This is a genomic window from Brevibacillus aydinogluensis (genome assembly GCF_961514395.1).
GTDB lineage: Bacteria > Bacillota > Bacilli > Brevibacillales > Brevibacillaceae > Brevibacillus > Brevibacillus aydinogluensis.
In genome coordinates, this window is sequence record NZ_OY569118.1 from 294,247 (window position 1) to 307,927 (window position 13,681).

The window sequence follows — 13,681 nt, forward strand, 5'->3', positions numbered from 1 at the left end:
TCGTAATCGTAACAGATGCTCAGTTAATAAGGAGAAACACATACATCACGATTGCCAGCCTAGAAGTGTCTCTCCATCTATGATAAACAGATAAACAGACAGAAAAGACAAAATTCCTATCTAGATCTGGAGGGGTAGTACGTGAACAAAAAGCTTGTGCTTTCTGTACTCTCGACAGCTGTTGTAGCAAGCATGGCTGCTTCCGCTATGGCGAAGCCGGACGCTGGCTTTTACGTTGGCGGCCAAGTAGATAAATACTATAACATCGATGCTTTCTTTAATCACTTTGACGAGGCGCTTGACGAAATTGTGGATAATCTGGACAGCACCACCTATGTTGACGCTGATGGTAATGCTGCTTCGTTCCAGGACATCCTGACGGCAAACGGCGATCTGAGCAAAGTGATGAAACCGGCTAGTCTGGATCACTTTGAAAAGAATCCGTACGCTATCGTAGACGGTGAAGGTACCTGGAATCCTGAAAACGATCCGGACCTGCTGCCGGTAGATAGTGGCGAGCTGAAAGTTGAGAGCGTAAGTGCTATTAACTCTACTCAGCTGCAAGTGAAATTTACAAAAGCTGTGGATGAAGATACTGTCATCACTAGTGGTAACCTCAACACTACAAATATTGAGATTGCAGCATTGGCTGGGGCACAATCGGTAACAGATGATAATGCAACTGCTGAGTTGGTAGATGGTAAAACTCTGATTATTACCACTGCACAAAATGATTTCTTCAAAGGTTCTTACACTATTACAGTTAAAGCTGGAGTAAAGGACGCTGACGGTAACGCAATTGAACCGTTCTCCAAAGCTTTCACTGTAAATGAAGAAGTAAAACCAACAATTGCAAGTGCAGTTGCTAAGACAGCGGGTTCCGAAGCGGGTTCCGTTGATATCATTTTCAGTGAGCCAGTTCAAGCTGGTTCTGTAATTAAAATTGATGGGGTTCAAGAGGGTGTGACTTCTTACGGTCTTAAAACAACCGTAACGCCTTCTACTCCTCTCGATGCTTCTAAGTCTCACACTATTGAAGTTGTAAATCTTAAAGATGGTGCAGGAAACACTACAGCAATTGCTACTAAAACCTTCACAATTGAAGTAGATGCCAATGCACCTCAAGTTGCGAGTGTAGAAGCAAAAGGGGATAAAGCAATTCTTGTTAAATTTAACAAGAAAGTAAAAGTGGCATCCCTGAGCGGATTGGTTAATGCGATTGATGCAAACTCCTTTGCTGCCATTAGTCTTGGTGCTGCTGTAGCCGCTACTCCTGGCGCTACAACAGTAGATGATCAGGTTATCATTCCTGTAACGCAAACTCTCTATTCCAGCGCAACCACAAGAACATTGAATGTAATGTTCTCTGCTGGTATTGAAGACGAACTTGGCAATAAATCGCCTGCAGTATCTAAAACTGTTACTCTCTCCAAGGATACTGTCGCACCAGCAATTACTGGCCTGACCTTTACTAAGAACAGCGCTGGTGATGTGACATCTGTAACTGTCAACTTCAGTGAGGGACTTGCTGCAATGACAGCGAATGATGTCGCAACGGCTGCTGGTAAAGTTCGAGTTATCGCTCCGGATGGTACAGACGTAACCAGCTCCTTTATCGACGCTACAGTTGCTAATCAAACTGCTGTAGCTGACTATGCTACGAGTGTTAAATTGGCAGTTGGTACTGGAGCTCAAAACGCTAACTTGCAACCTGGTGCATACACCTTTATTATCCAAAGTGGCTTTGCAAAAGATAAGAGTGAAACTGGCAACGTATCTGGTGCGTTCACTACCACTTTGGACTTTGGTAAGACAGCACCGGGTGGTTCTTTCACAATTGATCCAGCAACTGCGATTTCCTCTAGCAATGACAATACCAACACAATAACAATTAACTTCGGTCAAGCAGTTAAAGGTGGTACCGGCGCTGCTTCTGCTACTAACCCGGCTAACTACTCCATCAATGGTAAAGCTTTGCCGGATGGTACAGTAATTACGCTGGACAGCAACAAAGAAATTGCAACCATTGAGATCCCGAAAGAGACCTACGCTACTACAGATACTGCTGCAATCTTTACGATTGCAAACGTGCAAAATGCAGCTGGAGTAACAATTACACCTGTTACTCACACCCTGCAAATTACTGATAACAAAGAACCAGTTCTTGACAGCGCTGTTCTTAATAACGATGGAACAATCACAATTGGTTTCAGCGAAGAACTGAGTGTTGACGTAGATCCTGCTGATCTGGTTGTAAAAGTTAATGACCAAGTAGTTGTTGATACTGAAACAACAGTTACTAAGGGTGTAGGCTCCGACGCAGGTAAGTATGTAGTTACCGTTAAGCAACAATTCGATGACTTGGGCGATACTGATGATACTAATGACGTATTGTTCATCGACCTTAACGGAAACGGTTCCTACGACTCTGGTGAAATCGTACTGAAAACAGGTGCAGCTAATGGTGCTGTATCGACAGCTGATGACACTGCTGTTAACCTGAAGACCCTGACAGCAATTACTAAGGTAGTAGTTGGAACAATCGCATCTGGAACTCCTACGGGTGCTGATGCTGCGGGTAATACATTGAAGCTTGACGTTGTAAAAACTGTTAAGTAGTTAAAATTAAAAGTGCCCCCATGCATGTATTGTGCATGGGGGCACTCTCTTACTAAACTTTAAAGAAAGATTCCATTCATGAACTTTTACCCCCCATACCTCTCCAAAAACTCCTCAACTGCCTTATTCACCACATCCTTTACTGTATAGCCTGTATTATTCACGAATCCCGTTAACCGTTCCGATAGCTGCGCCTGGATCTGCACGGTCTTGGTCACCGCCGGTCCTCTGTACCGTTTCATATGTAGCGGCTGCGGCCGGTCTGTGACCATGTTTAACAGCTTGTCCTTGTTTCGTAGGATCTCCTGCAATCCTTGCACGAGTTCTGGCGGTAAGATGGGGCCTGGTGTTGTAGTGGAACTTTGCCCTGTCTGATCCGGAAACGCGACGACGTTGCTTTCGTCATTTCCTTGCAAGGAATTGCTGGTTTCTGTAAAGATATTTCCATTTTCAAGTTGCTGTTCATTGCCGGCTTGTAAATCATTGCTTGCCGGCAAGGTCTGGCTATCCATTACACTTTTTTGCAAATTGCTTGTAGATGGGTCAAAAAGTAAGGCGGTTTCGGCTACATTATCGGATTGTTCGCGCTTCGCCAAAGGATCGGGGATGTAGTTTTTGATCGTCCAATCCCAGCGGTAGCCATGCCGGCGCATATATCCGCTGACACCGCCTTTTCCTTTGTATCCGAGTAAATCGGCAATCTCTTCCGCTGAATGTCCTTCTCGAAACAATTCGATGATCACTTCCACGCGTTCATTGGATTCCATAGAGGTCCCTCCTCATGCTACGATAATTTCTCAAGCGCTTCCCGCAGATGTTCCGGGGTGGTGTGGGTGTAGATCGAGGTTGCACGTGGCGAAGCATGGCCGAGCAACTTCCCGATCCGCAGCAAGTCCACGCCGTGATCTTTGTATAGGGACGTGGCAAACGAATGTCGCAAGACATGAGGCGTCACGTTTTTGGTAATCCCGGCTTCTTCGGCGATCTTATGAATGGTCAGGCGAATATATCCGGGAGTCATTTTTGTCCCCATCTTCTTGGTGACAAAGAAGTAAGGGGAGCTGACCTTTGGCCGCGCATTCTCCAGATAATCTTGAAGAATCGGTGCCAGTTCCGGATGCAGCGGAATGATTGTGAAGATCAGCGATAAAATCCCCAATAGAATCGGTTGAAAATTCCCCATTTTCATCGCAGACTCTCTCCTTGGAGGAGAGAGAAATTATGGTAAAGAATGGGGAGTTTTACATGATTCACGAGATGAGGAAACGTGGCATGAGTATTACTCGGATCGCGCAGGAAATGGGGAGGGATCGAAAAACCATTCGTAAGTGGCTAAACAAGAAGGAACCTGAATCCTATCAGCGAAAGGTCACTCGTCTCGGCAAGCTGGATCCGTTCAAGGATTACGTTCGCCGCCGAATGGAGGAAGGTTGCCTGAATGCGAGAGTTATCCTGGAAGAAATCAAGGCAAAAGGGTATACCGGTGGGATTACCACTCTGCGAGTCTTCATGAAACCGTTCCGGCCCACCGTCATCAGCAAAACCACCGTCCGATTTGAAACAGATCCCGGATACCAAGCCCAAGTCGATTGGGGACGGTTTACGGTGGACTGGCACGGCAAACCAAAACGGCTCTATGCGTTTGTCATGGTCCTCAGCTATTCTCGCATGATGTATCTGGAGTTCACTGAAGATGAGAAGTTGGATACGCTCATCAGTTGTCACCATCGGGCTTTTGAGTATTTTGGAGGGGGTACGGAGGTGATGCTGTACGACAACATGAAGACCGTTGTGAAAGACAGAGATGAACAGGGCCATCCCGTCTGGAATGAGCGTTTTTCCCGATTTGCCAGCCACCACGGCTTCCTTCTTACGAGCTGCCGGCCCTATCGCGCTCGCACTAAAGGAAAGGTCGAAAACGGAATTGGCTATGTTCGCAAGAACTTTTGGCCGCGAGTTCGGGAATTCAAGGGAGTAGACGATCTGAATCGTCAAGCTCGTGAGTGGCTAAATCAAGTGGCCAACGTGAGGATTCATGGAACCACGCACGTCAGGCCGGTTGACCGCTGGCATGAGGAAAAGCTGAAACCCATGAACCCAACGCCGTTTGCGGTCGTCGACCGTCATGCTCGGAAGGTATCAGCCGACTGCCTGGTATCGTTTGAGGCCAACCGTTACTCCGTTCCCTTCCGTTTTATGGGGCAAATCGTGCATGTCCAGGACGACAAGAACGGACGCATCCGGATTTACAGTGGAGACACACTCATCGCTGAACATCCCAAGGCCGTCCAAAAAGGGCAGCTGGTCATCAACAAAAAGCACTTCGAAGGACTGCGCCCAACCGGTCAACATCGAGTTCCTGCCCCAATGCCCAAACTTGTTGACCGACCAGCCCCTGAAGTGCTGGAACGAAACTTATCCGTGTATGAACAATTCCTCGACGAGGCGGTGAGGCTCCAATGATTGGGCTGCAAGAACGTCTTGAGGATGCCTTCCACCAATTCGGATGGACTCGCATTCCCGAGGTGCTTCACCACCACGCCGAAGAAGCTTCCAAACACAATATATCGTATCTGGAATTTCTGGACAAGCTGCTGCAGGAGGAGTTGGCGGCAAAATGGGATCGGTATATCCGGACCCGGACACGTCTAGCCAACTTGCCCTTTCACAAGACCCTGGATCAATTCGACTTTCGTTTCCAACCATCCATCGATGAACGGCGAATCCGGGATCTGGCGACCCTTCGGTTTATCGAGCACCAGGAGAATCTCATTTTCCTCGGCCCGCCCGGTGTGGGGAAAACACATTTGGCCGTTGCACTGGCTTTGGAGGCGATTAAGCAGCGGTATACGGTGTATTTTACAACCGCCCATGATCTCGTGCAAACGCTTCAGCAGGCCGATCAGAACCATACGATCAAACAAAAAATTCGCATGTACACCAAGCCGCGTCTGTTGATCATCGATGAGATCGGCTATCGCAAGATGGACGAACCGGCAGCCCATTTCTTCTTCCAAATCATCTCCGAACGATACGAGACCGGCTCTATCATCCTGACTTCCAACAAGTCGTATGGTTCATGGGGAGAAATCTTTGGAGACTCTATACTGGCCACAGCCATCCTGGATCGTTTGCTGCATCATTCCACCACAATCAATATCAAGGGGGAAAGTTACCGCATCAAAGAAAAGAAAAAGGCGGGTTTCTTCCGACCAGAAGGGCATGAAGAACACCCAAAGGAGTAGTCCTTGTTTCCGCCCCCTAAGGGGCGTATAAAATAACTCTTACTGGGGAATTTTCGATTGATTTTTTTGAGGAGCTTTCTTTTGATCTTGACATGATTCGGTATTTGTCTCCCTTTCCATGCCATACGGTGATCGACGCTTCCTCAAAGTTGACATCCTCAATCTTGAGGTTGGTCAATTCGGAAATGCGCAGGCCGGTATATCGAAGGGTCTGGATGATGGTGTAGATTCGTTTCCCTTTGTCTTTGTCTTGATTAATGACGGACAAAAGCCTTTCGATTTCTTCTTTGGTCAGGTATTTGGGAATGCTCTCCGGCTTCTTGGGGGCCTGGAGACGGTTGCTCGGGTTTTTCTGAATGTATTCCTCCCGTTCGAGGAAACGGAAGAAGGAGCGAAACGTCGCGATCATCCGAATGATGCTGTTGGTCTTGTAGTTTTTCTCCTCGGATAAGTAGCGAAGAAACGTGCGTAAATGATGCGTTTCGATTTCATCGACAAAGGGTTCTACCTTCCATTGGGAAAGGTAGTAGCGATGGAATTGAGATAAATCCTTCTCGTATCCTTTTATGGTTTCACCGCTGCGATTCACCTCCACTTTCAAGTATGTAAGAAACTCCTGAATGGCTTCGAATAAGGCGATCATGCGGACTCTCCTTTCCCCCAAGTTTTGTTTGATTCTCAGCTGGTTAGCTGGTGTCATGAACACACCAATGACTCACGATATTCGCCTCCCTAAAACACAAACATATGTTCTGTTTGTGGGTTAAAAAGAAAAACCATGTCGTGCTTTGGTTTGTTCGTGGAGCCATATCTCGATGATTTTGGGTGGACAGCCGGTGACGGCTGCTGCTTGCTCAATCGTCATTCCATCTTCAAAATTCAGTTCATCCAGGAGCAAGGATGCGGAAAAGAGGTGAGCCTCTTTTTCCTGGACGCTCAGACGTTTCCAATTGAGACGGTGGCTGTCCACTTGAAACGTAAATCGTTCCCCTTCGTGTCGAAGTACCCCATGAGCCAGTTCATGTGCAATGATGAATGGACGTCGAAGGGAGGGGACATTGGTATTGATGAAGATGACCCCTCGACGACCGATCGGAACAAACATACCTGAGATTCGTTCGGGTAATGTCGGTGAGTAGATGACGTGATAGCCACGTGCGATTGCTAGTTCATAAGGGCTGTGTGTCTTGTAATATCGGACCAATCGTTGAACGATTGTCTGGATGGACTGGATCACAAGCAACTACTCCTCGCTGGGTGTGTTTTTCCTCCTCTGTCCCGCGCGAATCTTGTTGCTTTTCTTGATGAGGTCGTACGCCATACGGACATGAGCAGTGATAATTTCTTGTTCCTCCGGAGATAGTTCCACTCCATCGTATCGGAGAGGTTGGTTTTCCAGAAGTTCTTTTAAATCTGGTTTATCGGTGGGATAAGACTTGGTGCCGTATCCTTTGGGATCGTCGGTGTAACCCAATAAGTAGTCCCTCGTAACCCCTAATACTTCGGCACATTTATCTAAAGTTTGTTGGCCTGGCAATTTGGCAAGGGAGTTGTCCCATTTTTCGATCGTACTTGGTTGCAAACCGATGAGTTTTGCAAAGTCAGGTATTGATATACCGAGTTTTTCGCGTTGTTGATTTACTCGAAAGACAAAGCTTTCAATAGTTTGTTTGGAACCAGTGCTTACGTCATCTTTACCTAATAGCCAGTCAATACTCACATCGAAAAAATCGGCTATTTTTTGAGTGGTAGCAAAATCTGGTTCTCTTTTTCCTATCTCGTACATAGAAAGTGTACCTCGGGTGATGCCGAGCTGATCGGCTAGCTGTTGCTGCGTTAGTTTTGCGGCTTTCCGTAACGAGACGAGCCTTTTAGCGAACATGTTTTTCACCTCATATATAACACACTGCCCTTATTATATGCAACAATTAGTTGCATTTATATAAAAGCATCAATAAGTTGCAAAATGTCTTGACAGCCACATAATGTTGCATTTACATTTGGAATAGCAACAAAAGGCGGCATAAGGGGGTGTGCGAAAGATGCGAGCCAAGTTGATTGAGTTACGAAAACAAGCAAAACACACGCAAGAATCACTTGCAGAGGTATTAGGAGTGTCACGCCAATATATTGGCATGTTGGAATCGGGAGCAAGAACCCCAACGTTAAAATTAGCCAAAAAAATTGCCGACTATTTTCAGGTTGACATAGGCGACATTTTTTTTGATGGAAAATGCAACGTAACGTTGCAAAAACCTAACAAAGAAACAATGGGACTCTCTCGTTTAAATGAGACAGCTTAGGGGATTGAGCTTTCCAACGGAACGATGCGATACCTTCACGCAAGCAACGAAGGTGCAACGCATATACGAGGTCAGTTACTGACCAGACAACCGTTCAAGCGCTGATTCAACCTTAAACACTCGGCGATTCAGCACCTGGATTTCAGAATCGCGCTCATCAAGTTTATCGGAGATTGTTTGAAGTATGGCTTTGATGTCGTCTGGTTGACTTGATTCGATACGGTGAATGGACTGCTCGATGGAGTCTAAACGCGAGAGAGCTTGTTCCTTGAAGTCCTCCATGTCTTTTTTGAAATCCATAAGGGTGGTGAGGATAAGATCGAGCTTATCGTTCATTTCGATCAGTCCTTTCCAGTATGGTTTGAAGCAAATCATTAAGCTTTTTCCGTTCCTCCGGGGTTAACTTCTTGGCTGTCTCGATCAGTTGCAGGAGGTCGGGAGGGAGTCCCTCTGACGGATCGCTTAGAAGTTGCACCACGCTCATTCCAAGAGCGGAGCAAATACGATCAAGCACATCCAAAGTAGGGTTCTTTTTTCCTGCCTCGATGTCGCTGACATACGACTGTGAAATACCTGCAAGCTTTGCTAACTGGTTCTTGCTTAGGCCATGTGATTCCCTAGCCAACCTGACTCTTTCAGAAATAACCATAATTCAGCACCTCGGAATACAGCCTTATCTCTATAGCGATTGTATCATAAAAATTTTTACTCAAAATAATCGCTATAGCGTTGACAACATAAAACTATAGCGATAATATAAAGGCAACTGGAGGTGATGGAAGTGCTGAAAATTAGGAAACTCAGAACTGCAAAAGAATGGTCGCAGATGGAGTTGTCAAGACGTTCTGGAGTTTCTCAATCATTTATCAACGATCTTGAGGCAGGTAACAAACAGCCAACGATCACAACACTTCGCAAATTAGCCGACGCCCTCGGCGTCAGCGTCGCCGATCTGCTTGACGAAGAACAACAATCCGCATGAAAGGAGGTCCCGAATGAACGAACCCAAAAAGTTGCCGGGAAACTTGGATCGCTTTCTTCACGAAGCGCTGCAAGGCAATGTCCCGAAACTGATGGTACCGCAGTCCACAAATCTAACCGGGCTATTCAAACGCTCGATTAACCCGTCCAAACGCCCGAAAGGTACCGGGAAAAAGTAGAGTGCCAACCCCAGTAAAGGAGGTGGATCTTATGAACCAAAATGAGCAAACGCTGCTCCGTATCACTGAGACTGCACAATCAGTTTTTACTTGGATACAAGACAAGTGTGAGAACGGAGCCTCCGACGAAGAACTGAAGGTCTTGCCGGAGGTAATAAAGGGTGCTGCTGAACTTGGAAAGTTAATTCACCATTTGATGGAAGATGGATTCTTAAGGTAACAGACCCTATTCATCAAAAGTGGTGCTACTTTTTCCCAAACACATCAGCTACTATCGTGCTTTTTGATTCAGTAAATGCTTTTTGGATTTTGTAGTAGTTCTCCAAGTAAATACGAGCATAATCTTCAGGGGTACTATAGTCAGCTAGTTTTACAGAGTTTTTCATATACAAAATTGTGAGGTCATGAATAATTTCATGATTTTTCTCACTCATTTTATCACCAACCTCCATATCTCATATAAAGTCTCATGGCATCGGTCAACACTGGAACCGGTGGACAACTCCAATAAAAGAGGTGAAAGCATGGAACTGACCGAGCAACGCATCCGCGAGATTGTGCGGGAAGAAATCCAGGTTGCTATGGAAGAGAGAGCCGCCAACGACGCGACGGCTGATAAACTTGCTGAAGCAATGATCAAGCGGATAAACCAACACATTGAAGAGTCATTCGCTTGATTTTTGCCAATCATGGTAAGCCTCTAAAGCTTTTAAAGTGTATTCCATGTTGATCTTAAACACTGCGGAACTAAGGGCTAGAACCATTTTATTTGTACTAACCTTGCCGCTCTCATCAGCTAGCTCCTTCAGTTCCTTGTGAATCGTCTCCTTTGCAGATTCAATGAATTCAGCTGCATACATTGATTGGAAGTAAGATTTAAAGGATTCGAAATCGCTTTTCACTTACAACCCCCCTTCCGTATCCCATCTCAGAAGAACGCCACTCGCCAAAGTTCACGTTCTTCCGACAAACAGATTCGACGGAGTGGGTGGAAAGTCCTACCAACGAAAAAAGGAGGTGAACCCAATGGCTGAACAGGTTATCGCTTTCCTGGAACTGGAAAGTGTTCTGACGGCGCACATCAATGACTTGAGAGCAAAGGGAGCCGATCCGGTCATCCTGCTTGACGAAACGACCGAGCCGACTTATGGCGTTTGCTCCCGAACGGTGCTGGTTGTGAACGGTCCTGAGTTAACAAGTTTTACTGAACTTTGGATTGAGGACTACGGACCGTTAGGTATGGTGACCAAAGGAAGCATCACTGCCCGCGCAGCTCGGCTGTTCGTGGACTACCTGGATAAAAAGAGATTCCCTCAGCAAGCCGAGGGAGAGTGTGGAAGATGAGCACAATATCATCGTACCTTGAAAACCATGTAGAAAAGAGGGGAACAGATGGGGAACAGTAACGAACCAATCTCGCTGTATTCACGGTCGCGGATACATGACATCTGCGAGTACGCGTTTCGCCACCAAAGAACAGGCGAACAGTTGACGTACGAAACGCTCGGAAAGAAGATCGGCCGGTCGGCCAGGTGGGTGTCAGATGTGATTAACGGTCGGACCACTCCGATGCGGGAGGACGCCGAGGACTTCGTTCAAGCTTGCGGCAACCATTACGCAATTCGGATGCTCAAGCACTTGTACGGCGATGCTCCGCCGCCAACTGATCCACGTCTGATGGGTAGCCTGACGGTCTCACTCAATAATCTGATCAAACAGTGTCGGGACGTGATCAAAGAAGCGGAAGCCGTGATCGAGTGGGAGCGAACCCGGCGCCCGTGGCAGCCGATAACGCAAGACGATGAACGGATATTGATGCATCTCGGCAAGCAGATCGAGGACCTTTTCCAAGCTGGAGACGACGTTCATATCTTGATGGACGAGAGATATGGCATCGACCCGGTGATACATCAGCATAACTGGCTTGCAGAAGCTCGGGCCTTGGAAATCGTCGTCAGTGATCCGCGCGAGTTGATGCGCCGGGAGAGGCAGGAAGCGTTGATGATGGGAGGGACAAGCCGATGTTGAAGGACTGGAACCGACTGGCGCAGGAAGCTCACGAAAAGCACTTTGTCCACGATGCAGCAGCAGCGTCCAAGTACCCGGGCGGGCGCAGGGCATTAAAAGAGTACCGCAATCGTTTGATCCTGAACCGACAATACCTTGAAGCGAGGGGGGAGAAAGAGGCATGAAGGACCTGACGACAGCAGCAGGAGTGATCGAACTGGTTTGCGACGCGGACCGACCCCTTGGTCGAAATGTGATCACGATCGGGGAAATGGTCGAGCTTCATCTGAAGGCAGAAAAAGAAAAAAGCGCCTAAGAGATAGACGCTTCAAAAATATTGGTCACTGGTAGCGTACCACAGCTTCATAAAGGAGGACAAGCCCATGAAACCTCTTTCTTCTCAAATCGCTGACCTTCAGCGGGAGTTGGAAAACCTCGAAGAAATGCGCCGCGAAGCAGACGACAAATGGCGCGCGGTGGATGTGGAGTACGTCAAACTGAAACGTCTGCGCGAGGAGCTGTACGCTCACAAGCGCGATCTCGCTTACGAAATTGAGTGGCGGGCCCGAGAGCTCGCCGCGCTGCAGGAGGCGATACGGAATGCCCGAGCAACTGCTTGATTTCCCGCAATACGTCGAGCGAACCGAACCGATCAGGCAACGGCTGCTGCATCCAATCGCGTTCGACGATGACCGCGACGACCTGGAATGGACGGTCCGGGACGTGATCGAGGAACTGGAGTACCTGGTGGACATGAAAGCCACCATGGCGCCAGAGGAGTTCGTTGACGGGGTAAGAGAACAGGCCAGACGCCTTTTGAAATAACGCGGGCTTCGGCCTGCGTGGGGGCATCGACTATAAGACCAAAAATCTGTCAGCCAGTTGTCCCATGGGTCGATGCTTCCACGGAGGTCGAACCTCCCAGGGCGGTGGCGGAAAGGGTAGACGCATGAGTCATACCTCAACAGTTGCGCGGAAACCTATAGACCGCAATAGCGGGTTACCAGGAAAACGAGACTAGTCAACTGTTTGCAGGGTTCGATTCCCTGCCCGCCCTGCAGCTACTACATACGAGGTCAAAACGGGGGCGGCCATCGGAGCCGCAACGGCTGCCGGTGTAGGTTGGGCCGGCGGCGGCCTCGTGACTAACGAGAGGAGGGGTAAGATGGCTGATGTTAAGCATGGTGGTTGCGCGGATTGCCAAAGCAAGGAGCAACAGATCCTCACGAGTGTAGATCCGCAGAGACCTGGACAAATGACGGGAATAGCTGTCTGCGGCAAATGCTTGCCTAAGTACAAAAAGTAAAAGACCCTGCGTGGCAGCGCAGAGTCTCGGTCGATAATGCACGATTGGGAATCACTTCAATCGTAGCTTATCGGCCCTCATAAATCAAGAGGAGGGATACCATGGCAGTTGCCATCGCATCAACGAAAGACATGGACCGTGAGATTTGGCTGAAACTCCGTACCAAAGGCATCGGCGGCAGCGATGCTGCAGCAATCGCCGGCCTGAGCAAATGGAAGTCACCTGTTCAGGTGTGGCTTGAAAAAACGGGACAAGCTCCTTTGGAAGAAGCGCAAAGCGAGGCGGCCTACTGGGGAACAAAACAAGAAGCCCTCGTCGCTGAAGAGTTCAGTCTACGAACCGGCTTGAAAGTAAGACGTTGCAATCAAATCCTGCAGCATCCGGATTATCCGTTCATGATTGCCAATGTCGACCGGCTTATCGTAGGGCAAAAAGCCGGCCTGGAGTGTAAGACGGCCAGCGAATACCTCAAGGCGGAATGGGAAGGCGAAGAAGTGCCGGCGCCGTACCTCCTCCAGTGCCAGCACTATATGGCGGTAACCGGGTACGATGCCTGGTGGATCGCGGTGCTGATTGGCGGCAACAAGTTCGTGTACAAGAAGATCGAGCGCGACGACGAGCTGATCCAGCAGATCATCCAGATTGAATCTGACTTCTGGAACAATCACGTCGTACCGCAGGTGCCGCCAGAGATGGATGGCTCGGCAGCTTCCACGGAACTACTGAACAAGATGTATCCCGTTGGCAATAACAACGAGGTTCACTTACCGTCAGAGGCCGATCAACTTATTGCTGAGTTGGAAGAGGCGAAGGCACACCAAAAGGCAGCGGACGAACGTGTAAGCGAGTTGGAAAACAAGCTGAAAGCCCTGCTAGGTGAGAACGAAATCGGCGTTGCCAAAAATCACATTGTCACGTGGAAGACAGTCACGTCCGAGCGAGTGGATAGCAAAAGACTGGCGAAGGAGCGGCCCGACATCTACAAGCAGTATCTCAAATCATCCGTCTCCCGTCGGTTTGGAATCAAGCCTACGGCATAGG

24 protein-coding genes are annotated in these 13,681 nt (G+C 48.1%); 15 read left to right on the forward strand and 9 right to left on the reverse strand.

From position 1 onward, the window contains the following. Positions 1-141: 141 nt before the first annotated feature. The gene (locus Q7F15_RS01330; RefSeq protein WP_304414925.1) at positions 142-2,619 is read left to right on the forward strand and encodes an Ig-like domain-containing protein; all 2,478 of its coding nucleotides are present in this window, start codon (positions 142-144) and stop codon (positions 2,617-2,619) included. An 86-nt stretch (positions 2,620-2,705) separates the two neighbouring features. On the opposite strand, the gene Q7F15_RS01335 is transcribed toward Q7F15_RS01330, so the two are convergent. Together Q7F15_RS01335 and Q7F15_RS01340 are read right to left on the reverse strand one after the other, a co-directional pair. Beyond that, entirely contained in the window at positions 2,706-3,386 is a 681-nt protein-coding gene (locus Q7F15_RS01335) for a helix-turn-helix domain-containing protein (protein ID WP_304414926.1), read from the reverse strand. 17 nt (positions 3,387-3,403) lie between these two features. Beyond that, entirely contained in the window at positions 3,404-3,808 is a 405-nt protein-coding gene (locus Q7F15_RS01340; RefSeq protein WP_304414927.1) for a tyrosine-type recombinase/integrase, read from the reverse strand. A gap of 56 nt (positions 3,809-3,864) precedes the next feature. Between Q7F15_RS01340 and istA the strand changes: the two genes are divergently transcribed. Next, positions 3,865-5,082 carry an IS21 family transposase gene (gene istA, locus Q7F15_RS01345; RefSeq protein ID WP_230077399.1) on the forward strand — a complete coding sequence of 406 codons (1,218 nt, stop codon included), beginning with the start codon at positions 3,865-3,867 and terminating at the stop codon, positions 5,080-5,082. Continuing rightward, positions 5,079-5,864: an IS21-like element helper ATPase IstB gene (gene istB, locus Q7F15_RS01350; RefSeq protein WP_029099487.1), complete on the forward strand. Its 786-nt coding sequence runs from the start codon at positions 5,079-5,081 to the stop codon at positions 5,862-5,864. The genes istA and istB overlap by 4 nt, the downstream gene beginning before the upstream one ends. 16 nt (positions 5,865-5,880) lie before the next feature. On the opposite strand, the gene Q7F15_RS01355 is transcribed toward istB, so the two are convergent. The 3 genes from Q7F15_RS01355 to Q7F15_RS01365 form a co-directional block, all read right to left on the reverse strand. Continuing rightward, positions 5,881-6,564: a tyrosine-type recombinase/integrase gene (locus tag Q7F15_RS01355; RefSeq protein WP_368509247.1), complete on the reverse strand. Its 684-nt coding sequence runs from the start codon at positions 6,562-6,564 to the stop codon at positions 5,881-5,883. Between the two features lie 63 nt (positions 6,565-6,627). Then, a complete protein-coding gene (locus tag Q7F15_RS01360; protein ID WP_304414928.1) occupies positions 6,628-7,101 on the reverse strand; it encodes an ImmA/IrrE family metallo-endopeptidase in 474 nt (157 codons plus the stop codon). Positions 7,102-7,107: 6 nt separating this feature from the next. Further along, positions 7,108-7,746, reverse strand: a complete 639-nt coding sequence (locus tag Q7F15_RS01365; RefSeq protein WP_304414929.1) for a helix-turn-helix domain-containing protein — start codon at positions 7,744-7,746, stop codon at positions 7,108-7,110. A 160-nt stretch (positions 7,747-7,906) separates the two neighbouring features. Between Q7F15_RS01365 and Q7F15_RS01370 the strand changes: the two genes are divergently transcribed. After that, on the forward strand, positions 7,907-8,167 hold the full coding sequence (locus Q7F15_RS01370; RefSeq protein WP_304414930.1) for a helix-turn-helix transcriptional regulator: 261 nt from the start codon (positions 7,907-7,909) through the stop codon (positions 8,165-8,167). A gap of 75 nt (positions 8,168-8,242) precedes the next feature. On the opposite strand, the gene Q7F15_RS01375 is transcribed toward Q7F15_RS01370, so the two are convergent. Together Q7F15_RS01375 and Q7F15_RS01380 are read right to left on the reverse strand one after the other, a co-directional pair. Continuing rightward, positions 8,243-8,503, reverse strand: coding sequence for a hypothetical protein (locus tag Q7F15_RS01375; protein ID WP_304414931.1), 261 nt, complete (start codon positions 8,501-8,503; stop codon positions 8,243-8,245). Further along, positions 8,493-8,816 carry a helix-turn-helix domain-containing protein gene (locus Q7F15_RS01380; protein WP_304414932.1) on the reverse strand — a complete coding sequence of 108 codons (324 nt, stop codon included), beginning with the start codon at positions 8,814-8,816 and terminating at the stop codon, positions 8,493-8,495. The genes Q7F15_RS01375 and Q7F15_RS01380 overlap by 11 nt, the downstream gene beginning before the upstream one ends. A gap of 132 nt (positions 8,817-8,948) precedes the next feature. Here Q7F15_RS01380 and Q7F15_RS01385 point away from each other — a divergent pair, with 132 nt between their 5' ends. From Q7F15_RS01385 to Q7F15_RS01395, 3 genes are read left to right on the forward strand one after another with little or no spacing between them, the layout of a single operon-like run. Next, entirely contained in the window at positions 8,949-9,149 is a 201-nt protein-coding gene (locus tag Q7F15_RS01385; RefSeq protein ID WP_304414933.1) for a helix-turn-helix domain-containing protein, read from the forward strand. A 13-nt stretch (positions 9,150-9,162) separates the two neighbouring features. Further along, complete coding sequence (locus Q7F15_RS01390; RefSeq protein ID WP_160297156.1) at positions 9,163-9,327, forward strand: hypothetical protein; 165 nt, start codon at positions 9,163-9,165, stop codon at positions 9,325-9,327. A 31-nt stretch (positions 9,328-9,358) separates the two neighbouring features. Next, positions 9,359-9,547, forward strand: a complete 189-nt coding sequence (locus tag Q7F15_RS01395) for a head-tail connector protein (RefSeq protein WP_304414934.1) — start codon at positions 9,359-9,361, stop codon at positions 9,545-9,547. 25 nt (positions 9,548-9,572) lie between these two features. Here Q7F15_RS01395 and Q7F15_RS01400 read toward each other — a convergent pair whose 3' ends face one another. Further along, on the reverse strand, positions 9,573-9,761 hold the full coding sequence (locus Q7F15_RS01400; RefSeq protein WP_304414935.1) for a hypothetical protein: 189 nt from the start codon (positions 9,759-9,761) through the stop codon (positions 9,573-9,575). 90 nt (positions 9,762-9,851) lie between these two features. Here Q7F15_RS01400 and Q7F15_RS01405 point away from each other — a divergent pair, with 90 nt between their 5' ends. Then, positions 9,852-10,004 carry a hypothetical protein gene (locus Q7F15_RS01405; protein WP_304414936.1) on the forward strand — a complete coding sequence of 51 codons (153 nt, stop codon included), beginning with the start codon at positions 9,852-9,854 and terminating at the stop codon, positions 10,002-10,004. Here Q7F15_RS01405 and Q7F15_RS01410 read toward each other — a convergent pair. Then, positions 9,993-10,229 (reverse strand): hypothetical protein, encoded by a 237-nt coding sequence (locus Q7F15_RS01410; RefSeq protein ID WP_304414937.1) that lies wholly within the window; start codon positions 10,227-10,229, stop codon positions 9,993-9,995. The two genes, Q7F15_RS01405 and Q7F15_RS01410, sit on opposite strands and share 12 nt — an antisense overlap. 124 nt (positions 10,230-10,353) lie before the next feature. Here Q7F15_RS01410 and Q7F15_RS01415 point away from each other — a divergent pair, with 124 nt between their 5' ends. The 7 genes from Q7F15_RS01415 (at position 10,354) to Q7F15_RS01445 (ending at position 13,680) form a co-directional block, all read left to right on the forward strand. Next, positions 10,354-10,671, forward strand: a complete 318-nt coding sequence (locus tag Q7F15_RS01415; RefSeq protein ID WP_304414938.1) for a hypothetical protein — start codon at positions 10,354-10,356, stop codon at positions 10,669-10,671. 48 nt (positions 10,672-10,719) lie between these two features. Next, on the forward strand, positions 10,720-11,355 hold the full coding sequence (locus tag Q7F15_RS01420; protein ID WP_304414939.1) for a helix-turn-helix domain-containing protein: 636 nt from the start codon (positions 10,720-10,722) through the stop codon (positions 11,353-11,355). Then, a complete protein-coding gene (locus Q7F15_RS01425) occupies positions 11,349-11,519 on the forward strand; it encodes a hypothetical protein (RefSeq protein WP_304414940.1) in 171 nt (56 codons plus the stop codon). Before Q7F15_RS01420 ends, Q7F15_RS01425 begins: the two co-directional genes overlap by 7 nt. Continuing rightward, the gene (locus Q7F15_RS01430) at positions 11,516-11,650 is read left to right on the forward strand and encodes a hypothetical protein (RefSeq protein WP_255433421.1); all 135 of its coding nucleotides are present in this window, start codon (positions 11,516-11,518) and stop codon (positions 11,648-11,650) included. The genes Q7F15_RS01425 and Q7F15_RS01430 overlap by 4 nt, the downstream gene beginning before the upstream one ends. 67 nt (positions 11,651-11,717) lie before the next feature. Continuing rightward, a complete protein-coding gene (locus tag Q7F15_RS01435) occupies positions 11,718-11,954 on the forward strand; it encodes a hypothetical protein (protein WP_304414941.1) in 237 nt (78 codons plus the stop codon). Beyond that, positions 11,935-12,159 carry a hypothetical protein gene (locus Q7F15_RS01440; RefSeq protein WP_304414942.1) on the forward strand — a complete coding sequence of 75 codons (225 nt, stop codon included), beginning with the start codon at positions 11,935-11,937 and terminating at the stop codon, positions 12,157-12,159. Before Q7F15_RS01435 ends, Q7F15_RS01440 begins: the two co-directional genes overlap by 20 nt. A 582-nt stretch (positions 12,160-12,741) precedes the next feature. Then, the gene (locus Q7F15_RS01445; protein ID WP_304414943.1) at positions 12,742-13,680 is read left to right on the forward strand and encodes a YqaJ viral recombinase family nuclease; all 939 of its coding nucleotides are present in this window, start codon (positions 12,742-12,744) and stop codon (positions 13,678-13,680) included. Position 13,681: the final 1 nt, after the last annotated feature.